Genomic DNA, 20,351 nt, shown 5'->3' with positions numbered 1-20,351 from the left:
AGCCACAGCCTGGCCACAGCCCCGGCCGCTCCGCCGCATGCAATACGCGCACGACCCCCGCACCTTCCTGTATTCGCACTACGTGTACCGGGGGCTGCGCTCGGCCACCGGGGTGATCGGCGCGACGCTGATCGCGCTGCATTTCTCCGACCTGCCCACCGCGATGGTGGTGTCGATGGGCGCGCTGTGCACCAGCCTGATGGACCTGCCCAGCCCGCTGAGTCACAAGTTCAACGAGATGCTGGCGAGCGTGCTGCTGTGCAGCGCGGTGACGCTGGTGGTGGCGCTGACCACGCCGTTCCCGCGGGTGATGCCGTTCGTGCTGGTGCTGGTGACGTTCCTCGCCGCCATGATGACGGTGTATGGCAACAAGACCTTGCCGCTGCAGTTCGCCGCGCTGTTCGTGATGACGCTCACGATCAACGAGGACTTCGTGGTCGAGCGCGCGATGGTGCATGCGGCGCAGTTCAGTGCCGGCGCGGTGGCCTATCTCGGCTACGCGATGCTGGTGAGCTGGCTGACCGAGCGCCGCACCAGGCAGCAGGTGCTGGCCGAGTCGCTGTACGAGCTGGCCGGCTACCTCGAGATCAAGGCCGGCTTCTACGATGCCGGCAACGACTACGAAGCCCGGTTCAACCAGCTGGTGCGCCAGCAGATCGTGGTGGCCGAGCGCCAGCAGGCGGCGCGCGACCTGGTGCTGCGCGGCAACCGCACGCCGCATGACGGGCTGCTGGTGCAGGTGCACCTGCGCATGCTCGACCTGTACGAGTACGTGCTGTCCACCAACACCGACTACCCGCTGCTGCGCCAGACCTTCGGCGGCACGCCGGTGCTGGACCACCTGCGCGGGCTGGTGGTGCTGATGTGCAAGGACGTGGAAGAGATCGCCTACGAGGTCACGCGCGGGCGCGGCTCCTACGCGACGGTGGAATACCGCGAAGGCCTGCGCGCGGTCGAGGCCGAGATCGCGCAGCTGCGCCACCACCACATCAATCCGGCCGCAATGACCGCGCTGGCCGAGACGCTCGACATGATCCGCGGCGCGATCACGCTGATCGGCCAGCTGCATGAGGCTTCGCGCACGCCGGTGGAGCCGGCCAAGGTGCTGCCGGGCAGCGACATGACGCCGTTCCTGACGCGCCAGAAGTATGAGTTTGGCGTGCTGCGCGACAACCTGCACTGGCGCTCGCCGGCGTTCCGCTTTGCCCTGCGCATGTCGATGGCGGTGGCGCTGGGGCTGTGGATCACCAACCACCTGCCGTATGTGTCGCACAGCTACTGGATCCTGCTGACCATCATCGTCATCCTGAAGCCCAACTTCAGCATGACCAAGCAGCGCTACAACGACCGCGTGATCGGCACGCTGATCGGCTGCGTGGTGGCGGTGGGAATCCTGAAAGTGGTAGACGAACCGCTGGTGCTGCTGGGCGTGCTGTTCCTGTCGCTGGTGGCGAGCGCCGCGTTCGTGACCATCAAGTACCGCTACACCGCGATTGCGGCCTGCATCCAGGTGCTCATCCAGATCAACCTGCTGATGCCGGGCAGCCCGACGGTGGCGGGCGAGCGGCTGGTCGATACGGTGATCGGCGGCATCATCGCCTCGCTGTTCAGCTTTGTGCTGCCGAGCTGGGAATACCGCGCCATCCCCAAGCTGGTGGAGAACGTGCTGCAGGCCAACCGCCGCTATATCGCCGCCACGCGCGACCTGCTGCTGCGCCGGGCCAAGGACGACTTTGCCTACCGCGTGCAGCGCAAGCAATTCATGGATGCCCTGTCCGCGCTGATCGGGTCGTTCCAGCGCATGCTGGACGAGCCCAAGAGCCGGCATCGCGCGGTGGACAACCTGAACCGCTTTATCGTGCAGAACTACCTGGTGGCAGCGCACGTGGCGGCGGCGCGGATCCAGGTGCGGCAGCACTACGATGAGCTGGATATCCCCGCCGCCGAGGCGGCCATCGAGCAGGCAACCGAAGCGGCTCGCAACAGCCTCCAGCTCGCCAGCGAGCAGCTGCATGCCGATGAGCGGGGCGGCGGGCGCGGAGCGGGCTTTGTCCGCCGCGAGCGCGCCCCGGTCGTGGCCGAAGCGCAGGCACCGCTGGCGGTAGCGGCAGGGCCGGTGCTGGCCGATGCCACCGATGCCACCGATGCCACCGATGCCACCGATGCCACCGAAGCCGCGGAGGATGCGGCGGCCGAGCGGCGCGCGCGCCTGGCGGACTCGGCGGACAAGCGCCGCACCGACACGCTGGTGCAGGCTGCCGCTGCGGGTGAGTCGAGCGAGCATGCCGGACCGACTTCCAGTTCCACGGGCCGTCCCGCCAACGCGGTGCTGGAGCGCCGGCTGCGCGCGCTGCGCGAGGATGCGGCCAAGATCGCGCTGCGTACGGGGGCGATCGGCCGCGCGATGCGGGCGCGCGACTGAACCGGGTTCAGCCGGCGGCGCCTTCTGCCGGCATCTCGTCCTCAGGTAAGGTCAGCATCCCGCTGTTATAACTGTACTCAAAGATCTCCCCGTACCGCCCCCACCCAATCGCCACGCTCAGCACGCGCTCGGCCTCGGCCGGCTTCAGGAACTGCTCCAGCTCATTGAGCACCTGTTCCTCGCCGATCTCGCCCGCTTCGCTCGCCACCAGCTCGCGCCGGATATGCGCGGCCAGCGCGACGTTGGCGAGCAACTGCCGGCCAAAGATCGCCTTGCGCTGCTGCGGTTCGGCCGCATAGTAAGCGCGGCCTGCCTCGGTGGCGGCGATATCGCCGGCCTCGATCGACACCAGCCGGACCAGCTGCAATGCCTCGCACGCGGGCAGCAGGTCGTCGTCGGTCAGGCCGGCTTCGTCGGCCAGGTGCGGCAGGTCGGCGCGGCAGTGGAAGGGCGCCTCGCACAGCAGGTCGAGGATGGCTTCCATCTGGCTGATATCGGCGTCCGGCAGCCGGTAGCCGATCTGGCGCGCGGGTGCCTGCGCCGGCAGGCGCGCCTCGGCGGCGGGCGCGGTCATCAGCGCGTAGATCTCGTCGACCAGCGCGCGCACCTGCACGCTGTCGCGGTTGCGCGGGCGCGGCAGCGTGACCGGGACCTCGGCGCGGATCCGGCCGGGATCGCTCGACAGGATCACGATGCGGTCGGCCATCATCACCGCCTCTTCGATGTTGTGCGACACGATCAGGATGCTGCGGATATTGGCGCGGCCGCTTTCCCACAGCGCCAGCATCTCGTCGCGCAGTGTCTCGCCGGTCAGCACGTCCAGCGCGGAGAAGGCTTCGTCCATCAGCAGCAGGTCGGGCTCGGTCACGAGCGCGCGCGCAATGCCCACGCGTTGGCGCATGCCGCCCGACAGCTCGCGCGGCAGCGCGCTGTTGAAGCCGGCCAGCCCGATCATGTCGATCGCGGCCTCGGCGCGGCGCTCACGCTCGGCCCTGGGCACGCCTTGCGCTTCCAGGCCCAGCTCGACGTTCTGCTGCACCGTCAGCCACGGGAACAGCGCGAACGACTGGAACACCATGGCGATGCCCTCGGCGGTGCCTGCAAGGCGTTCGCCGCGGAAGCGCACCTCGCCCCGGTCGGCGCCGACCAGCCCGGCCATGATGCGCAGCAGCGTCGACTTGCCCGAGCCCGACTTGCCCAGCATGGCGACGATCTCGCCCTCGCGCAGCGTCAGGTCGACGCCTTCGAGCACGGCGCGGTCGCTCTGGCTGGCGGTGCGGAAGATCTTGCCGACGCCGCGCAACTCGATCACGGCAGCCGCGGTGGTGGGTTGGGTGTTCTCTGCCATCGTTGCCTTACAAGCGGGTGCGCTCTTGCGCGAGTTGGTACAGGCGGTTCCACAGCAGCCGGTTGAAGCCGACCACGAACAACGCCATCACGCCGATGCCCAGCGCGATGCGCGGGAAGTCGCCGCGCGCGGTGGTCTCGGCGATATAGCTGCCGAGCCCGGTGGCGACGATGGTGCGGTCGCCCCAGGTCACGTACTCGGACACGATGCTGGCATTCCACGAGCCGCCGGCGGCAGTGACCAGCCCGGTCAGCAGGCTGGGGAATACCGCCGGGATCAGGAAGCGCTTCCACAACAGCCAGCCGCGCAGCCCGAAGTTGCGTGCCGCCAGCTTCAGCTCGATGGGGATGCCTGAGGCGCCAGCCACCACGTTGAACAGGATGTACCACTGCGTGCCGAAGATCAGCAGCGGGCTCAGCCAGATCTCGGGGTTCAGCCCGAAGCGCGCAATCAGCATCACCGCCAGCGGGAACATCAGGTTGGCCGGAAACGCGGCCAGGAACTGCGCCACAGGCTGCGCGACTCGCGCGAGGTCGGGGTTCAGGCCGATGCGGATGCCGATCGGCACCCACACCAGCGCCGCCAGCGCGATCAGCACCACCACGCGCACCATGGTGATGGTGCCCAGCCACAGCACGTGCGCCACTTCGGCCCAGCCGACTTCGCTGTGGACGAAATAGCCGATGCGCACCAGCGCCGCCAGCGCCACCAGCACGATCAGCGCGTCACGCGCGCGTCCCCACCACTGCGCGCGGCGCGGATCGGCAGGCTGTGCGGGGGCATGTGAGCGCCCGCGCGCGCCCCACGCCAGCGTGCGCGAGGCCAGCGCCGCGGCCTGCGCCAGCAGTGCGCCGACCCACGCCGAGCGCCGCAGCAGGTCCAGCAGCCATGACTGCGGCAGCTTGTCCTGCGCCAGCGTTTCGAAGCGGAAGCGGTCGGCCCACGCGACCAGCGGGCGGAACAGCAGCTGGTCGTACAGCAGGATGCCGACCAGCATGGCCAGGATCGCCCAGCCGATCGCGGCCAGGTCCTGCTGCTGGATCGCCAGCGCGATATAGGAGCCGATACCGGGCAGGCGGATATCGTGGCCCGACACCGAGATCGCCTCGGCCGCGACCACGAAGAACCAGCCGCCCGACATCGACATCATCATGTTCCACAGCAGGCCCGGCATCGCGAACGGCACTTCCAGCCGCCAGAAACGCTGCCATGGCGAGAGCCGGAACATGGCAGCGGCCTCCAGCAGGTCGCCCGGGATGGTGCGGAACGACTGGTACAGGCTGAACGCCATGTTCCACGCCTGCGAGGTGAAGATGGCGAAGATCGCCGCGCATTCCACGCCGGCGATATTGCCGGGGAACAGTGCGATAAAGCCCGTCACCGTGATCGACAGGAAGCCCAGCACCGGGATCGACTGCAGGATATCCAGCGCCGGCACCAGTACCTTCTCGGCGGTGCGGCTCTTCGACGCCAGCGCGGCGAACGCCAGCGAGAACAGCAGCGACGCCGCCAGCGCCGCCAGCATGCGGATGCTGGTGCGCATCAGGTAGTACGGCAGGTAGGCCACGTCCAGGTGCACCGCCAGTTGCCGGTCGGGGTGGAACGGGGCATTCATCTGCTGCGCGGCGAACGCGACCATCACGATCACGGCCAGGATGATCGGCAGCAGTGCCAGGTCGAAGCGGTTGGGCGGCGCGCGCAGCAGCTGGCTGTCGAAGCCAGGCGCGGGCGGGTCCGCGCGGCGGTTGGCGGGTGGCATCATGGCGCTTCTCGGGCTGTATCGAGCTTGGAGGCACAGGCTTGTGGCCTGCCCCTGGTTCGCGGTCCCGGCGGACAACGGCAATACCCGCATGCCGCCGGCTTCACGCTGATCACGCCGGGCGGCGCGCATCCCTTTGTAACGCCCGGCATGGCGGTCTAGTTTACTTGGTGTCGATGACACATCGCGCACCCCTCGCGTGCGCTCACGGGGAAACGGCCATGAAGAAAGCAACCTGGCGCCTGGTCGCGCATGGGCGCGTGCAGGGCGTGGGCTATCGCGCCGCCTGCGCCGACGCGGCGGACGAACTCGGGCTGGGCGGCTGGGTGCGCAACCGGGTCGACGGCACCGTCGAGGTGATGGCGCACGGCACGGTCAAGCAGCTGGAAGCGCTGCAGGCGTGGATGGAAACGGGCCCGCCGGCGGCGCAAGTGACGTTTGTCGACGTCGGGCCCGGGGAAGGGGAGTTTGCCGGCTTCGAGTTCCGGCCGACGGTCTAGTGGATCAGGCGGCGGTCCAGTCGACCGGGGTGCGGCCGTGCGCTTCCAGCCAGTGGTTGGCCTCGCGAAAGTGGCCGCAGCCCAGGAAGCCGCGATGCGCCGACAGCGGCGAGGGATGCGGCGCTTCCAGCACGCGGTGGCCGTCGCCCAGCAGCGGCTTCTTGGCCTGGGCGTGGCTGCCCCACAGCATGAACACCAGGTTCGGGCGGCTCGCCGCCAGCGCGTGGATCAGGCAGTCGGTGACCGCTTCCCAGCCGCGGCGCGCGTGGCTTGCGGCCTGGCCCTGCTCGACCGTCAGCACGGTGTTGAGCAGCAGCACGCCCTGGCGCGCCCAGCCTTCCAGGTTGCCCGAGGTGCGCGGCGGGGTGGGCGAAGAGGTGCCATCCGTGCCGAACTCGGCGGCGATTTCCTTGAAGATGTTGCGCAGGCTCGGCGGCACCTTGATGCCTTCCGGCACCGAGAAAGCCAGCCCATGCGCCTGCGGCAACTCCATGCCGCCGACCGTGCCGGTGCCGTGATACGGGTCCTGGCCCAGGATCACCACCTTGACCGCGTCGGGCGGAGTCAGGTGCAGCGCATGGAAGACGTGGTGCGGGAACACCGGCTTGCCGGCGGCGCGTTCGCCGTCGACAAAGGCAGCCAGCTCCTGCCAGGCCGGCACGGTGGTGCAGGGCGCCAGCAGCGCTCGCCAGGGGGCGGGGAGGGCATCGGCCTGGGCCTGCAGGCCGGCAGCGGGGGATGGCTCGCCGGACGCGCGGGGCGCTTCGGCGGCGAAGAGATCAGCTTGCATGCGTGAGGAATGCTTGGCGGCAAAGCCGCGATTATGACGCCCCGCCTTCGGCGATTCCGGCCAGGCGGTAGCCGCGCGCGGCTTTGCTGAGGTCGGAAGGCACCAGCGCGGCCACGGCGGCAAGCCGAGCGGCGAAGGCGCGCAGGGCATCGGCCGCGTGCGCGGCGTCGCCGTCGAGCCATTCCAGTTCGAGTTCCTGGATGCGTTCCTGCACGGCGCTGGCCGGGGCGGTGATGGTGCCGGTGTCCAGCGCCGCTTCGATACGCGCGTCGTCCTGCGTGACTATCCAGGTGCGGCGGACGAAGTCGGTGCGGAACACCGGTGCCAGCTTGCCGACCAGTGGCGCGAGCACGGTTTGCGCTTCAGCGGGAAAGGTCTGCAGCTCGATGGCCTCGCCGGCGATCCCGGTTTCCCATTCATGGCGCGTGGCCAGTCCGCCCTGGCTGCTGCCGGCGGTCTTCAGCGTCTGCAGCCATTGCGCGCCCTTGCGGCGCAGTCGCAGCGCGGCGCGGGCCTGGGCCAGGTCGCGCGCCGGTGTGTCGAGGTAGACGTTGAGCAGGGTGGCTTCACCCTGTGGCTGGCCGTTGGCGTCGAGCCATGCGGCCAGTGGGGCGAGGGCGTCGTCGGGGACGGCGAGCTTGAGTTCGATTTCCTGGGGCATGGGGGGAATGTTTGGAGTGGCTGGCGCGATGTCTGTTCAATCACCACCAGCCGGTCCCCTCTCCCGCACGCGGGAGAGGGGAGCAAACCTGCGGCGGCGCTAAATGCACCGCCGGAAAATGGCCCTCAGGCAAACAACCGCGCCAGCTCCACGCCCGGATCCGGTGCGCGCATGAACGCCTCGCCCACCAGGAACGCATGCACATTGGCATCGCGCATGCGCTTCACGTCGGCCGGCCCGAGGATGCCCGATTCGGTCACCACCAGCTTGCCATCCTGCATATGCGGCAGCAGGTCCAGCGTGTTGTCCAGCGACACCTCGAACGTGCGCAGGTTGCGGTTGTTCACGCCCAGCAGCGGCGTCTTCAGCCGCAGCGCGGCATCGAGCTCATCGTCGCCATGCACTTCCACCAGCACGTCCATGCCGAGTTCCAGCGCGCAGGCTTCCAGCTCGGCCATCAGGCCCGGATCCAGCGCGGCGACGATCAGCAGGATGCAGTCGGCGCCCCAGGTGCGGGCCTCGTAGACCTGGTACAGGTCGACCATGAAGTCCTTGCGCAGCGCAGGCAGCGGGCAGGCGCCGCGGGCGCGTTTCAGGTAATCGGCATGGCCCTGGAAGAAGTTCACGTCAGTCAGCACCGACAGGCACGCCGCGCCGTGCGTGGCGTAGCTCTCGGCGATGGCTTCGGGCACGAAGTTCTCGCGCAGCACGCCCTTCGACGGCGAGGCCTTCTTTACCTCCGCGATCACGCCGGCATGGCCGGCCGCGATCTTGTCGCGCAGCGCGCGCTCGAAACCGCGCGGCGCCAGACCCGCTTCGTTGCGCAGGCTCTCGGCCTCGGCGCGCAGGCTTGGCAGGTCGCGCTTCTTGCGCGCGGCGGCCACTTCGTCGGCCTTCACGGCCAGGATTTTTTCCAGGATATCGGACATATCAGCGCCTCTTATTTGAACTGCTGCGTGGCGTGGACGAACTGGTCGAGCTTCTCGCGCGCCGCGCCGCTGGCGATGGCCTCGCGCGCGCGGCGGATGCCGTCCTCGACCGAATCGGCCACATTGGCGGCGTACAGCGCGGTGCCGGCGTTCAGGGACACGATCTCGCGCGGCGTGCCAGGCACGTTGGACAGTGCTTCGAGCAACATCTCCTTCGATTCCCCCGCATCGGCCACCTTCAGGCCGCGGTTGGAGATCATCGACAGGCCGAAGTCCTCGGGGTGGATCTCGTACTCGCGCACCTCGCCGTCCTTCAGTTCGCCGACCAGCGTGGCGGCACCCAGCGAGACCTCGTCCATGCCGTCCTTGCCGTAGACGACGATGGCGTGTTTGGCGCCCAGGCGCTGCATCACGCGCACCTGGATGCCGACCAGGTCAGGGTGGAACACGCCCATCAGGATATTGGGCGCATCGGCCGGGTTGGTCAGCGGGCCCAGGATATTGAAGATGGTGCGCACGCCCATTTCCTTGCGGATCGGCGCGACATTCTTCATCGCCGGGTGGTGCGTGGGCGCAAACATGAAGCCGATGCCGGTCTGCTCGATGCACTGGCCGACCTGCCCGGGCGTCAGCATGATGTTGACGCCCAGCGCTTCCAGCACGTCGGCGCTACCCGACTTGGAGCTGACGCCACGGTTGCCGTGCTTGGCGATCTTTGCGCCGGCCGCCGCCGCGACGAACATCGAAGCGGTCGAGATATTGAAGGTATGCGAGCCGTCGCCGCCGGTGCCGACGATGTCGACGAAGTTCTCGCGGTCCTTCACCACGACCTTGTTGGCGAACTCGCGCATCACCTGCGCGGCGGCCGAGATCTCGCCGATGGTTTCCTTCTTGACGCGCAGGCCGGTCAGGATCGCGGCGGCCATCACCGGCGAGATCTGCCCCTGCATGATCTGCCGCATCAGGTGCAGCATCTCGTCATGGAAGATTTCGCGGTGCTCGATGCAGCGCGTCAGGGCTTCTTGCGGCGTGATCATGGCGTTCTCGTTGACGGTCTGGATGGCGTGGTGCGGGTCGTGGTGACTGGTGGCAGGCGCGGAATCTAGCAGTCTCATCGCGGCGCCTTGACGAAGTTGGCCAGCATCGCATGGCCATGCTCGGACAGGATCGACTCGGGATGGAACTGCACGCCTTCGATGGCGAGCGTCTTGTGGCGCACGCCCATGATTTCGCCGTCCGGGGTCCAGGCGGTGATCTCCAGGCAATCGGGCAGGGTCTCGCGCTCGATCGCGAGGGAATGATAGCGCGTCACGTCGAAGTGCTTGGGCAGCCCGCTGAACACGCCTTGCTGCGTGGTTTCGATGGTGCTGACCTTGCCGTGCATGACCTGCTTGGCGCGGATCACCTTGCCGCCAAAGGCTTCGCCGATGGCCTGGTGGCCCAGGCACACGCCCAGCATCGGCACCTTGCCGGCAAAGTGCTGCAGCGCCGCCACCGAGATGCCGGCTTCCTTCGGGCTGCACGGGCCGGGCGAGACACAGATATGGTCGGGCTTCATCGACTCGATCTCTTCAATGGTGATCTCGTCGTTGCGGTAGGTGCGCACGTCCACGCCCAGTTCGCCAAAGTATTGGACCAGGTTGTAGGTAAACGAATCGTAGTTGTCGATCATCAGCAGCATGGCGTCTGTCTCCTGTTCTCTCAGATGTCGGAGTCCAGGCCATCCTGGACCTGCTCGGCGGCGCGGATCACGGCGCGCGCCTTGGCTTCGGTTTCCCTCCATTCGGCTTCGGGATCCGAATCTGCAACGATGCCGGCGGCGGCCTGCACGTAGAGGTTGCCGTCCTTGATGATGCCGGTGCGGATGGCAATGGCGAGGTCCATCTCGCCGCCGAACGACAGGTAGCCCACCGCGCCGCCGTAGATGCCGCGCTTGCGCGGCTCCAGTTCGTCGATGATCTCCATCGCATGGACCTTGGGCGCGCCCGACAGCGTGCCGGCCGGGAAGGTCGCGCGCAGCACGTCCAGGTTGCTCATGCCTTCACGCAGGGTGCCTTCGACCGAGCTAACGATGTGCTGCACGTGCGAGTACTTCTCGATCACCATCTTGTCGGTGACCTTGACCGAGCCGGTCTCGGCGATGCGGCCGATATCGTTGCGCGCCAGGTCGATCAGCATCACGTGCTCGGCGATCTCCTTGGGATCGTTCAGCAGCTCGGTGGCGAGCTGGGCGTCCTTCTCCGGTGTATTGCCGCGCGGGCGGGTGCCGGCCAGCGGGCGGATGGTGACGATGTGTTCGCTGCGGGTGTCGCCATTGGTGCCGACCTTGCGTTCTTCCTGGCGCACCAGGATTTCCGGCGAGGCGCCCACCACCTGGAAATCGCCGAAGTTATAGAAATACATGTACGGCGACGGGTTCAGCGAACGCAGCGCGCGGTACAGCGACAGCGGCGAGTCGCGGTAGGGCTTCATCAGCCGCTGGCCGACCTGCACCTGCATCATGTCGCCGGCCATGATGTATTCCTTGGCCTTGTGCACGGCGTTCAGGTAGTCCGCCTTGGCGAATTCTCGGTAGACCTCGGTCTGCACCGACGGGCTGGTCACCGGCACGTCCACCGGCTGGCGCAGCTTCATGCGCAGCTCGCGCAGGCGCTGGCGGGCACGGGAATACGCTTCGGGCGTGGTCGAGTCGGCGTAGACGATCAGGTAGAGCTTGCCCGACAGGTTGTCGATTACCGCCAGTTCTTCGCACAGCAGCAACTGGATATCGGGCAGGTTCAGGTCGTCGGGCTTCTGCGTGCCCGCGAGCTTCTTCTCGATATAGCGCACCGCGTCATAGCCGAAGTAGCCCGCCAGGCCGCCGCAAAAGCGGGGCAGGCCCGGGCGCAGCGCCACCTTGAAGCGGCTTTCGAACTCGGCGATGAAGTCCAGCGGATTGCCTTCGTGCGTTTCCACCACCTTGCCGTCGGTCACCACCTCGGTGCGCTCGCCAAAGGCGCGCAGCAGCGTGCGGGCATGCAGGCCGATGAAGGAATAGCGCCCGAAGCGCTCGCCGCCGACCACCGATTCCAGCAGGAAGGTGTTGACGCCGCGCGTCTGCGACTGGGCCAGCTTCAGGTACAGCGACAGCGGCGTTTCCAGGTCGGCAAAGGCCTCGGCGATCAGCGGGATGCGGTTGTAGCCCTGGTCGGCCAGCGATTTGAATTCCAGTTCGGTCATGTCGGTCCTCTTGCGGTCCTTTTGTGCGGCGTCGCTGCGCGGGTGAGGTTGGGCGCGGCGCCGCATTTCGGCAATCAGGCTGGAGCGAATGGATACCCGCCCCGTTTGGCGGGCCGTGGTGCAGGCAAGTTGCGGACAAGACTGCACACGGCCGGGGAAGGGCGTGCGGCGCGTTCTTGAGCTAAACGTAGCAGAGAATTTCCGCTGCGCTGGCTTTTGGCGGGTTTGGGTGGGATGCCCGGCACGGGGTTGAACCCTCAGCCGGTTGTAACGACGCCCTCGGGTAGAGGGCGCGTCAGCAGACTCGCGAACGCACTTTACGCCTGTTGGGAGGCGCGCCAGCGACGCCAGGGCCAAGCCTGCCGATCACTGCCAGAAGAGATGCGTTTGCGGTTGAGAAACATTGAATGTTCAGGGATTTCAGTCGCGATCGATCTTGAGACCGACCGTATTGAGATCGACCGTATTGGACCGATCTCAGCGATGACCTGCCCGGTGTGCCGCAAACAGCGCTGCGGCGTGGGCAATGGTGTCGACTATACCATCGGCTTCGACGGCTTGTACAGGATTGCCATGGTTGTAGCCATAGGGCACCAGCAGCACGCCCATGCCCGCCGCGCGGGCTGCCTGGGCGTCGTTTTCCGAGTCGCCAAGGGCCGCCATTGCCGACGGATCCAGCCTGAACACCTCCGCCACCTTGAGCAGCGGGAACGGGTCGGGCTTGCGCAGCTGGAACGCGTCGCCGCCGTAGACCAGCTCGAAATACGGCGCCAGCCCGGTCTTGGCCAGCAGCGGCTCGGTGAAGCTGTAGGGCTTGTTGGTCACGCAGGCCAGCCGCAGCCCGGCCGCCTTCATCGCCGCCAGGCCTTCGCGCACGCCGGGATAGACCTGCGAGAACTGCCCGTTGATGCGGATGTACTCGCGGTCATACAGCGCGTAGGCATCGGCAAAGAGGCTGTTGGCGTGCAGCGGCGAGAAGCGCGCGTCCAGCACGCGCCGGATCAGGTTTTCCGAGCCCTTGCCGACGTAGCTGACGATCTCCTGCCCGGACATCGGCGCCACCGGCCCCAGGTTGGGGTGCTGGCGGCCCAGCGACAGCAGCATGGCGTTGATCGAGGCGTGGAAATCGCCCGCCGTATCGACCATGGTGCCGTCGAGGTCGACGATCACCCCTTCGATGCCGCTCCAGTCGGTGCGGCGCAGTGCCAGGCCTTCGGTCATTGCCCGGCCTTGGCCAGTTCGCCGCGCAGTGCCGAGATGATGCCGCGGTAGCCGCCGTCCGCATCCGGCTTGCCGAACACGGCGGAACCGGCCACGAAAGTGTCGGCACCGGCCGCGGCGATCTCGGCGATATTGTCGACCTTCACGCCGCCGTCCACTTCCAGCAGGATGGTGCGGCCGGTGCGGGCCGTGTATTCGTCGATGCGCTGGCGCACGGCGCGCAGCTTGTTCAGCGTCTCGGGGATGAACGACTGGCCGCCGAAGCCCGGGTTGACCGACATCAGCAGGATCACGTCCAGGCGGTCCATCACGTGATCCAGGTGGTGCAGCGGCGTGGCCGGGTTGAACACCAGGCCGGCCTGGCAGCCGTGATCGCGGATCAGCGCGAGCGAGCGGTCGACGTGTTCGCTGGCTTCCGGGTGGAAGGTGATGATATTGGCGCCGGCCTTGGCAAAGTCCGGGATGATCCGGTCCACCGGGCGCACCATCAGGTGCACGTCGATGGGGGCGGTCACATGGGGACGGATCGCCTCGCACACCAGCGGGCCCACGGTCAGGTTGGGCACGTAATGGTTGTCCATCACGTCGAAGTGGATCCAGTCGGCGCCGGCCTCGGTCACGCGGCGGACTTCCTCGCCCAGGCGGGCGAAGTCGGCGGACAGGATGGACGGGGCGATGCGGAAGGTGGGCTGGGTCATGGTAGCTGCGGATGGCGCGCGGTGAAGGCAGGGAATGCTGTTATCGCCGCTGCGGCGGGCCGGAGCCGGGGGCGCCGCTAGGGGCGGCCGGGGCGCACGGCGGGCGGCACGGCGTTGAAAGACCGCTATTCTACGCCCGCCCGGACGGGATCGCGTCGGGCCGGCGCCCGGCCTGCGCTCTTGCCCGTCCCGCGCCCATCCCGCACAATGCGGCTACCCATTTCCCTGCCGGCCGCTCCCGCCGCCGGCCCTGCCCAAGATGAGCGAGTACGCCTTCTCCGTGTCGGTGCGCACCCAGTACCTGCCGGACCAGTCCGACCCCGAGCGCGGGCGCCATGCCTTCGCCTACACCATCACCATCCACAACACCGGCGAGGTGGCGGCGCAGCTGATCTCGCGCCACTGGATCATCACCGACAGCGACAACGGCACGCAGGAAGTCGCCGGCCTGGGCGTGGTGGGCCACCAGCCGCTGCTGAAGCCGGGCGAGCATTTCGAGTACACCAGCTGGGCCACCATCTCGACGCCGGTCGGGTCGATGAAGGGCGAATATTTCTGCGTGGCCGAGGACGGTCACCGCTTCGAGGTGCCGATCCCCGAATTTGCGCTGGTGCTGCCGCGCATGCTGCACTGAGCGCGCGCGTCCAGCCCGGGAAGCCGGGAACCTACGGGCGCTTCGCGCTGTCCTGTTCCTGCGACGGCGTTTGCTGGCCTTGCGTCGACGGCTCCGGCTGGCGCGAAGGGTGGTCGTCGGGCGCGCGGGTCGGGCGTGGGTTCTTTCTGGCTGTGCCCATGGTCCAGACCACGATAAAGATCAGCAGGAACAGCGCCACGCCGGCCTCCAGGGCGAACAGCAGCATGGGATGGGCTTCGAAGAACTTGCTCATGGCGGATGCGGCAGTGGCAATGACAGATGACGGTGGGATTGTAGGGCAACTGCAGCAAGTGCCCGGTGCGATCCCTGCCGGGCCGGCACCGGTCGCGGGACACTGAACAACAAGCAAGATGGCATACGCGGATTCCCTTTCGATTTCTCTCCCTGGTTTCACCTCGCGCGTCGGCGCCCGTGCCCGCGCCTGGATGGCGCTGGCCGGCGCCGGCGTGCTGCTGGCAGGCTGCATGAGCGGCCCCCCGCCGCGCATCGAGACCGGCCCGTCCGGCACCACGCCGCCCACTTCGTCGACCCAGAAGGGCCAGCTGCAGGCCGCCAGCTGGAACGAGATCGGCGGCTGGAGCCAGGACGACGTGCGCGCCGCCTGGCCCGCGCTGCAGGCCAGCTGCCAGGCGCTGAAGAAGCGCGCCGAATGGAGCCGCGCCTGCGCCGCCGGCATGATGGTCGACGCGGGCGACCTCAACGCCATGCGCACCTATTTCGAAACCAACTTCCAGCCCTTCCGGGTGGTTAACGGTGACGGCACCGACAGCGGCCTGATCACCGGCTACTACGAGCCCATCCTGCACGGCTCGCGCACGCGCCAGGGGCGCTTCCAGGTGCCGCTGTACCGCAAGCCGGCGCAATTCGGCAACCGCCCGATGCCGGCCCGCGCCGAACTGCTGCAGAACCCCGCCATGCGCGGCAACGAGCTGGTGTGGGTGGATGACGCGGTCGAGGCGGCCTTCCTGCAGATCCAGGGCTCGGGCCGGGTCCGGCTGCCTGACGGGAGCCTGATGCGGGTCGGCTTCGGCGGCACCAACGACCAGCCGTTCCGCTCGTTCGGCAAATGGCTGCTGGACCGCGGCGAGATCACGCCGGCGCAGGCCACCATGCAAGGCATCAAGGCGTGGGCGCGGGCCAACCCCGGGCGTGTCGACGAGATGCTGAACGTCAACCCGCGCTTTGTGTTCTTCCGCGAACTACCGCCGAACAACGACGGCCCGGTGGGCGCGCTGGGCGTGCCGCTGACGGCCGAGCGCTCGATCGCGGTCGATCCCGCCACCATTCCGCTGGGGGTGCCGGTGTTCCTGTCGACCACGCGCCCGCTGTCGACCGAGCCGATCCAGCGGCTGATGTTCGCGCAGGACACGGGCAGCGCCATCAAGGGCGGCGTGCGCGCCGACTTCTTCTGGGGCGCTGGCGATGCGGCGGGCGAGACCGCGGGGCGGATGAAGCAGGGCGGCAGGATGTGGGTGCTGATGCCGCGCAGCTGAGGTCACTGGCCGCCCAGGCAAACAAAAGGGACGCCTCGGCGTCCCTTTTTGATCCCGTGGCAATCACCGTGGCCGCTGGTCCACGATCCGCTTCGCCTTCCCCACCGAACGCTCGATCCCGCCCTCCTGCAGCACCTCGATCGTGGCGGTGACCCCGATATACGACTTGATCTCGTGCGCCAGCCGCTCTCGCGCGGCCTGCGCGCGCGCCGGCTCGCTGCCATGGGCGCATTCCACACGGACCGTCAGCGTATCCATATGGCCGTCCTTGCCCAGCACGCACTGGTAGTGCGGGGCCAGTTCGGCCTGCTTCAGGATGAGTTCCTCGATCTGTGACGGGAACACGTTGACGCCGCGCACGATCATCATGTCGTCGGTCCGGCCGGTGACCTTCTCCATGCGGCGGAAGGCGGGCCGCGCCGTGCCTGGCAGCAAGCGGGTCAGGTCGCGGGTCCGGTAGCGCACTACCGGCATCGCTTCCTTGGTCAGCGAGGTAAAGACCAGCTCGCCGAATTCGCCGTCGGGCAGCACCGCGCCGGTATTCGGGTCGATGATTTCCGGGTAGAAGTGGTCTTCCCAGATGGTCGGGCCGTCCTTGGTCTCGGCGCATTCGTTGGCCACGCCCGGGCCCATCACCTCGGACAGTCCATAGATATCGACTGCCGAGATGCCCATGCGCTTCTCGATCGCCAGCCGCATTTCCGGCGTCCAGGGCTCGGCGCCGAAGATGCCCACGCGCAGCGAGCTGCTGGCCGGGTCGATGCCCTGGCGCTCGAACTCATCGGCGATCGCCAGCATGTAGCTGGGCGTGACCATGATGATCTCGGGCTTGAAGTCCAGGATCAGCTGGACCTGGCGCTCGGTCTGGCCGCCGCCGAACGGGATCGCCGTCAGGCCAGCTTTCTCGACGCCGTAGTGCGCGCCCAGCCCGCCGGTGAACAGGCCGTAGCCATAGCTGATATGTACCTTGTCGCCCCGGCGCGCGCCCGAGGCGCGGATCGAGCGCGCCATCACCGTCGCCCAGTTATCAATGTCCTGGAGCGTGTAGCCGACCACCGTGGGCTTGCCGGTGGTACCGGACGAGGCATGCACCCGCGCCACCCGGTCCTGCGGCACGGCGAACATGCCGAACGGGTAGTTGTCGCGCAGGTCCTGCTTGCTGGTGAACGGAAAGCGTGCCAGGTCGGCCAGCGATTGCAGCTGGTCGGGATGGACGCCGGCCTCGTCGAATTTGCGGCGGTACACCGGCGAGTTGGCGTAGGCATGGTGGAGCGACCACTTCAGCCGCTCCAGCTGCAGGGCCTGCAGCTCGGCGCGGCTGGCGGTCTCGATCGGATCCAGGGGCAGATCGGTCAGGCGCGTGCTCATGTCGTCTCCTGCGCGGGGGGGCGTTTTATCTTGGGGGGCGGCGGCGTTCAGGCTACGGCATCCGGCGGCACGACATGTCCCTTGATCTGCGCCGACTTGCCGCGGAACATCGCTACCACCTCGCCCGCGGCATTGGTCACGCGGATGTCGTAGATGCCGTGCCGTCCCGACAGGGTCTGCTCGATGCCTTCGGCCGTCAGCACGTCGCCGCCGTGCACGGGTTTGAGGAACTCGATGCTGCAGCCGGCTGCCACGGTATTGATGTTATGGCTGTTGCAGGCGAACGCGAAGGTTGAATCGGCCAGCGTGAACATCAGGCCGCCGTGGCAGATGCCATGGCCGTTCAGGAATTCGTTGCGAACCGGCATGGTCAGCCGGGCATAGCCGGGGCGGACCGCTTCGACGGTGATCCCGAGCCAGCGGCTGCAGGTATCGGCTTCATACATGGCGGCCGCGGCCGCTTCGGCGAGGGCCTGGGGGTCCTTGTGCAACGTTGTCTCCTTGGGGCGGGGTGGCGCCGGCGGGCGCCTGGAATGCCTACTTGCCGGTGAAGCGGGCGGCGCGCTTTTCCAGGAAGGCGTTGACGCCCTCCGCATAGTCCGCGGACTGGCCGAGGTCACGCTGCAGGTCGCGTTCCAGGTCGAGCTGGGCATCGAGGGTGGCGGTGCCGCTGGCGTACATGGCGCGCTTGATCGCGGCCAGCGCCCGGGTCGGCTGCGCGGCCAGGTGCGTGGCCAGCGCCAGCGCCTGCTCGGGCAGCAGCGGGTCGTCCATGGCTTCCCAGATCAGGCCCCATTTCTCGGCTTCCTCGGCGGACAGGCGCTCGCCGGTCATCGCCAGCCCCAGCGCGCGCGCCATGCCGATGCGCTTGGGCAGCAGCCAGGTGCCGCCTGAATCCGGCACCAGCCCGATCTTGACGAAGGCCTGGATAAAGTTGGCCGAACGGGCGGCCAGCACCATGTCGCAGGCCAGCGCCAGGTTGGCGCCGGCGCCGGCGGCGGTGCCGTTGACCGCCGCCACCACCGGCAGCGGCAGCGCCTGCAGCCGGCGGATCAGCGGGTTGAACCAGGTATCGATCAGTTCGCCCAGGTCGGTCATCTGTCCGGGCGTGAAATCCAGGTCGGCCAGGTCCTGCCCGGCGCAGAAGCCACGGCCGGCGCCGGTCAGCAGCAGCGCCCGCGCGCCGCCTGCCTCGACATGGTCGAGCGCCTGCTGCAGCGCCTTGTGCATCTCGCGGGTAAAGCTGTTGAGCTTGTCGGGGCGGTTCAGCGTGATCACCGCGACGGGCCCCTGCCACTGGAGCAGGATGGGGCCGGCATCGAGGCTGACCGGCTGGCCAGCGGGCGTGGACATCGGGGGCATGTTTGTCTCCTGCCTGGTGTTCTTTGCGGTCGGCGCGGGGCTGGCGCCGCTAAAATAAACCGACCAGTCGGTCGGCAAATGGTAGCACTAATTACCGGCTGCGTGAGCCATGCGCTCAGCGTAAGGGCGGCGGACCGGGGTGCCTTATTAGTACTAACCCGCGATCGAAGGCCGCAATCGGGATGGCGACCGCAATGCCGGCACCCCGTGTCGCTCTATAATCGCGCTGCCAACAACAATTGCAGCATCGCTGGTGCCCGTCTGCGCGCCGGCACGCAAGACTGTTTCACTGATTCCCTCATTTCCGCACTGGATCTCCCTATGAAGAAGTTCGCAGCACTCCTTTTGGTCTCGTCCGTGGCGCTGTTCGCCGCGTGCGGCAAGAACGAATCCGCACCGGCCGCCGCCGGCACGGGCAGCGCCGCCGTCACAAAGATCATCGTCGGCCTGGATGACAATTTCCCGCCCATGGGCTTCCGCGATACCAATAACGAGCTGGTCGGCTTCGATATCGATATGGCGAAAGAGGCCAGCCGCCGTCTCGGCATGACCGTCGAATTCAAGCCCATCGACTGGAGCGCCAAGGAAGCCGAGCTGAACGGCAAGCGCGTGGACGTGCTGTGGAACGGGCTGACCATCACCGACGAGCGCAAGAAGAACATCAGCTTCACCGCGCCCTATATGACCAATCACCAGATCGTCATCGTCGGCACCAATTCGCCGGTGAAGGCCAAGGCGGACCTGGCCGGCCGCATCGTCGGCGCGCAGGACGGCAGCAGCGCGGTGGATGCGATCAAGAAGGAAAGCCAGATCGCCGCCAGCCTCAAGGAGCTCAAGACCTTCGGCGACAACGTGACGGCGCTGATGGACCTGTCCGCCGGCCGCCTCGACGCGATCGTGGTCGATGAAGTGGTGGGCCGCTACCTGATCAGCAAGCGTGCCGGCGAATACCGCGTGCTGGAAGAAAACTTCGGTACCGAGGACTACGGCGTCGGCGTCCGCAAGGATGACGCCGATCTGCTCGGCAAGCTGGACAAGACCCTGGCCTCGATGAAGCAGGACGGCACGGCCGCCCGCATCGCCACCCAGTGGTTCGGCGCCGATATCACCAAGTAATCCAGGCGCTGCGCGGCGCCCCGCGCGGTTCAGGCAGGGCGCCGGCTTCTTTCCGGACTCGGGCGCTGGCCGCGCGACGGCCCGCCGCCTGGAATCCTTCCTCCTTCTGTTCGCGCGAACATGGATTACGTCTTATCTCTACTGGGGCCATTGGCGCAGGGTGCGAAAGTCACGCTCACCCTGTTCGTCATCACGCTCGCCCTGTCGGTGCCGCTGGGGCTTGCGCTGGCGCTGGCGCGCATCTCGTCCTGGCCGCTGCTGAGCGGTGCGGTCAATGGCTACATCTGGCTGATGCGCGGTACGCCGCTGATGCTGCAGATGCTGTTTATCTATTTCGCGCTGCCGTTCGTGCCGGTCATCGGCGTGAGGCTGCCCGATTTTCCCGCCGCCGTGGTGGCGTTTGCGCTCAACTACGCCGCGTACTTCGCGGAAATCTTCCGCGCCGGGATCAAATCCGTCGACCGTGGCCAGTATGAAGCCAGCAAGGCGCTGGGCATGACGTACTTCCAGACCATGCGGCGGGTCGTGCTGCCGCAGATGGTCAGCCGCGTCCTGCCGCCGGTCAGCAACGAAACCATTACGCTGATCAAGGACACGTCGCTGATCTACGTGCTGGCCCTCAACGATATCCTGCGCACCGCGCGCGGCATCGTGCAGCGCGATTTCACGACCACGCCTTTCCTGGTCGCCGCGCTGTTTTACCTGGTGATGACGCTGATTCTGACCTGGTTCTTCCAGAATCTCGAAAAACGCTATGCCAAACATGATGACTAGCCCGAACGGCGCCATCCCTGACCACGCGCCCGGCAA

General features: G+C 67.5%; 20 protein-coding genes. 6 read left to right on the top strand and 14 right to left on the bottom strand.

Annotated elements, in window-relative coordinates; all coding sequences use genetic code 11:
• Positions 1-37 precede the first annotated feature (37 nt).
• Positions 38-2,422 carry an FUSC family protein gene (locus LPA45_RS15560; RefSeq protein ID WP_116320192.1) on the top strand — a complete coding sequence of 795 codons (2,385 nt, stop codon included), beginning with the start codon at positions 38-40 and terminating at the stop codon, positions 2,420-2,422.
• 7 nt (positions 2,423-2,429) lie between these two features.
• On the opposite strand, the gene LPA45_RS15555 is transcribed toward LPA45_RS15560, so the two are convergent.
• Positions 2,430-3,770 carry a nitrate/sulfonate/bicarbonate ABC transporter ATP-binding protein gene (locus tag LPA45_RS15555; RefSeq protein ID WP_116320190.1) on the bottom strand — a complete coding sequence of 447 codons (1,341 nt, stop codon included), beginning with the start codon at positions 3,768-3,770 and terminating at the stop codon, positions 2,430-2,432.
• 7 nt (positions 3,771-3,777) lie between these two features.
• Positions 3,778-5,532, bottom strand: coding sequence for an ABC transporter permease subunit (locus LPA45_RS15550; RefSeq protein WP_317925737.1), 1,755 nt, complete (start codon positions 5,530-5,532; stop codon positions 3,778-3,780).
• A 218-nt stretch (positions 5,533-5,750) separates the two neighbouring features.
• Here LPA45_RS15550 and LPA45_RS15545 point away from each other — a divergent pair, with 218 nt between their 5' ends.
• A complete protein-coding gene (locus LPA45_RS15545) occupies positions 5,751-6,029 on the top strand; it encodes an acylphosphatase (protein WP_116320189.1) in 279 nt (92 codons plus the stop codon).
• A gap of 4 nt (positions 6,030-6,033) precedes the next feature.
• Here LPA45_RS15545 and LPA45_RS15540 read toward each other — a convergent pair whose 3' ends face one another.
• From LPA45_RS15540 to rpe, 8 genes are all read right to left on the bottom strand, one after another.
• The gene (locus tag LPA45_RS15540) at positions 6,034-6,819 is read right to left on the bottom strand and encodes a uracil-DNA glycosylase (RefSeq protein ID WP_317925739.1); all 786 of its coding nucleotides are present in this window, start codon (positions 6,817-6,819) and stop codon (positions 6,034-6,036) included.
• A gap of 31 nt (positions 6,820-6,850) precedes the next feature.
• Positions 6,851-7,480, bottom strand: coding sequence for a CYTH domain-containing protein (locus tag LPA45_RS15535; RefSeq protein ID WP_317925740.1), 630 nt, complete (start codon positions 7,478-7,480; stop codon positions 6,851-6,853).
• Between the two features lie 125 nt (positions 7,481-7,605).
• Positions 7,606-8,409, bottom strand: a complete 804-nt coding sequence (trpC, locus tag LPA45_RS15530; RefSeq protein ID WP_116320184.1) for an indole-3-glycerol phosphate synthase TrpC — start codon at positions 8,407-8,409, stop codon at positions 7,606-7,608.
• 11 nt (positions 8,410-8,420) lie between these two features.
• Complete coding sequence (trpD, locus tag LPA45_RS15525) at positions 8,421-9,446, bottom strand: anthranilate phosphoribosyltransferase (RefSeq protein WP_116320359.1); 1,026 nt, start codon at positions 9,444-9,446, stop codon at positions 8,421-8,423.
• Between the two features lie 74 nt (positions 9,447-9,520).
• A complete protein-coding gene (locus tag LPA45_RS15520) occupies positions 9,521-10,090 on the bottom strand; it encodes an aminodeoxychorismate/anthranilate synthase component II (RefSeq protein WP_116320183.1) in 570 nt (189 codons plus the stop codon).
• 20 nt (positions 10,091-10,110) lie between these two features.
• The gene (gene trpE, locus LPA45_RS15515) at positions 10,111-11,628 is read right to left on the bottom strand and encodes an anthranilate synthase component I (protein WP_317925741.1); all 1,518 of its coding nucleotides are present in this window, start codon (positions 11,626-11,628) and stop codon (positions 10,111-10,113) included.
• Between the two features lie 477 nt (positions 11,629-12,105).
• On the bottom strand, positions 12,106-12,849 hold the full coding sequence (gene gph / locus LPA45_RS15510; RefSeq protein ID WP_317925743.1) for a phosphoglycolate phosphatase: 744 nt from the start codon (positions 12,847-12,849) through the stop codon (positions 12,106-12,108).
• Positions 12,846-13,547, bottom strand: a complete 702-nt coding sequence (rpe, locus tag LPA45_RS15505; protein WP_116320179.1) for a ribulose-phosphate 3-epimerase — start codon at positions 13,545-13,547, stop codon at positions 12,846-12,848. Before rpe ends, gph begins: the two co-directional genes overlap by 4 nt.
• 259 nt (positions 13,548-13,806) lie before the next feature.
• On the opposite strand from rpe, the gene apaG reads away from it, so the two are divergent.
• Positions 13,807-14,181, top strand: coding sequence for a Co2+/Mg2+ efflux protein ApaG (gene apaG, locus LPA45_RS15500; protein ID WP_012353991.1), 375 nt, complete (start codon positions 13,807-13,809; stop codon positions 14,179-14,181).
• Between the two features lie 31 nt (positions 14,182-14,212).
• Here apaG and LPA45_RS15495 read toward each other — a convergent pair whose 3' ends face one another.
• The gene (locus tag LPA45_RS15495; RefSeq protein ID WP_116320176.1) at positions 14,213-14,434 is read right to left on the bottom strand and encodes a hypothetical protein; all 222 of its coding nucleotides are present in this window, start codon (positions 14,432-14,434) and stop codon (positions 14,213-14,215) included.
• A 118-nt stretch (positions 14,435-14,552) separates the two neighbouring features.
• Here LPA45_RS15495 and LPA45_RS15490 point away from each other — a divergent pair, with 118 nt between their 5' ends.
• Complete coding sequence (locus LPA45_RS15490; RefSeq protein WP_116320174.1) at positions 14,553-15,695, top strand: murein transglycosylase A; 1,143 nt, start codon at positions 14,553-14,555, stop codon at positions 15,693-15,695.
• Between the two features lie 63 nt (positions 15,696-15,758).
• Here LPA45_RS15490 and paaK read toward each other — a convergent pair whose 3' ends face one another.
• Genes paaK through paaG form a run of 3 tightly spaced genes read right to left on the bottom strand, consistent with a single transcriptional unit; the run spans position 15,759 to position 18,425 of the window.
• Positions 15,759-17,063, bottom strand: coding sequence for a phenylacetate--CoA ligase PaaK (gene paaK / locus LPA45_RS15485; protein ID WP_116320172.1), 1,305 nt, complete (start codon positions 17,061-17,063; stop codon positions 15,759-15,761).
• A 47-nt stretch (positions 17,064-17,110) separates the two neighbouring features.
• Positions 17,111-17,554 carry a hydroxyphenylacetyl-CoA thioesterase PaaI gene (paaI, locus tag LPA45_RS15480; protein WP_116320171.1) on the bottom strand — a complete coding sequence of 148 codons (444 nt, stop codon included), beginning with the start codon at positions 17,552-17,554 and terminating at the stop codon, positions 17,111-17,113.
• Positions 17,555-17,600: 46 nt separating this feature from the next.
• Positions 17,601-18,425, bottom strand: a complete 825-nt coding sequence (paaG, locus tag LPA45_RS15475) for a 2-(1,2-epoxy-1,2-dihydrophenyl)acetyl-CoA isomerase PaaG (RefSeq protein WP_116320169.1) — start codon at positions 18,423-18,425, stop codon at positions 17,601-17,603.
• A gap of 321 nt (positions 18,426-18,746) precedes the next feature.
• Between paaG and LPA45_RS15470 the strand changes: the two genes are divergently transcribed.
• Positions 18,747-19,541: an amino acid ABC transporter substrate-binding protein gene (locus LPA45_RS15470; protein ID WP_367394636.1), complete on the top strand. Its 795-nt coding sequence runs from the start codon at positions 18,747-18,749 to the stop codon at positions 19,539-19,541.
• Between the two features lie 120 nt (positions 19,542-19,661).
• Positions 19,662-20,315 carry an amino acid ABC transporter permease gene (locus LPA45_RS15465; protein WP_029048313.1) on the top strand — a complete coding sequence of 218 codons (654 nt, stop codon included), beginning with the start codon at positions 19,662-19,664 and terminating at the stop codon, positions 20,313-20,315.
• Positions 20,316-20,351 lie beyond the last annotated feature (36 nt).

It is taken from the genome of Cupriavidus sp. Agwp_2, assembly GCF_040784895.1.
Lineage (GTDB): Bacteria > Pseudomonadota > Gammaproteobacteria > Burkholderiales > Burkholderiaceae > Cupriavidus.
This window is presented reverse-complemented; position numbering and strand designations above follow the sequence as displayed.

Excerpts from the sequence above, each read along its gene's own strand:
- LPA45_RS15560 (WP_116320192.1), top strand. The coding sequence starts at position 38 with ATGCAATACGCGCACGACCCCCGCACCTTCCTGTATTCGCACTACGTG.
- LPA45_RS15555 (WP_116320190.1), bottom strand. The coding sequence starts at position 3,770 with ATGGCAGAGAACACCCAACCCACCACCGCGGCTGCCGTGATCGAGTTG.
- LPA45_RS15550 (WP_317925737.1), bottom strand. The coding sequence starts at position 5,532 with ATGATGCCACCCGCCAACCGCCGCGCGGACCCGCCCGCGCCTGGCTTC.
- LPA45_RS15545 (WP_116320189.1), top strand. The coding sequence starts at position 5,751 with ATGAAGAAAGCAACCTGGCGCCTGGTCGCGCATGGGCGCGTGCAGGGC.
- LPA45_RS15540 (WP_317925739.1), bottom strand. The coding sequence starts at position 6,819 with ATGCAAGCTGATCTCTTCGCCGCCGAAGCGCCCCGCGCGTCCGGCGAG.
- LPA45_RS15535 (WP_317925740.1), bottom strand. The coding sequence starts at position 7,480 with ATGCCCCAGGAAATCGAACTCAAGCTCGCCGTCCCCGACGACGCCCTC.
- trpC (WP_116320184.1), bottom strand. The coding sequence starts at position 8,409 with ATGTCCGATATCCTGGAAAAAATCCTGGCCGTGAAGGCCGACGAAGTG.
- trpD (WP_116320359.1), bottom strand. The coding sequence starts at position 9,446 with ATGATCACGCCGCAAGAAGCCCTGACGCGCTGCATCGAGCACCGCGAA.
- LPA45_RS15520 (WP_116320183.1), bottom strand. The coding sequence starts at position 10,090 with ATGCTGCTGATGATCGACAACTACGATTCGTTTACCTACAACCTGGTC.
- trpE (WP_317925741.1), bottom strand. The coding sequence starts at position 11,628 with ATGACCGAACTGGAATTCAAATCGCTGGCCGACCAGGGCTACAACCGC.
- gph (WP_317925743.1), bottom strand. The coding sequence starts at position 12,849 with ATGACCGAAGGCCTGGCACTGCGCCGCACCGACTGGAGCGGCATCGAA.
- rpe (WP_116320179.1), bottom strand. The coding sequence starts at position 13,547 with ATGACCCAGCCCACCTTCCGCATCGCCCCGTCCATCCTGTCCGCCGAC.
- apaG (WP_012353991.1), top strand. The coding sequence starts at position 13,807 with ATGAGCGAGTACGCCTTCTCCGTGTCGGTGCGCACCCAGTACCTGCCG.
- LPA45_RS15495 (WP_116320176.1), bottom strand. The coding sequence starts at position 14,434 with ATGAGCAAGTTCTTCGAAGCCCATCCCATGCTGCTGTTCGCCCTGGAG.
- LPA45_RS15490 (WP_116320174.1), top strand. The coding sequence starts at position 14,553 with ATGGCATACGCGGATTCCCTTTCGATTTCTCTCCCTGGTTTCACCTCG.
- paaK (WP_116320172.1), bottom strand. The coding sequence starts at position 17,063 with ATGAGCACGCGCCTGACCGATCTGCCCCTGGATCCGATCGAGACCGCC.
- paaG (WP_116320169.1), bottom strand. The coding sequence starts at position 18,425 with ATGCCCCCGATGTCCACGCCCGCTGGCCAGCCGGTCAGCCTCGATGCC.
- LPA45_RS15470 (WP_367394636.1), top strand. The coding sequence starts at position 18,747 with ATGAAGAAGTTCGCAGCACTCCTTTTGGTCTCGTCCGTGGCGCTGTTC.
- LPA45_RS15465 (WP_029048313.1), top strand. The coding sequence starts at position 19,662 with ATGGATTACGTCTTATCTCTACTGGGGCCATTGGCGCAGGGTGCGAAA.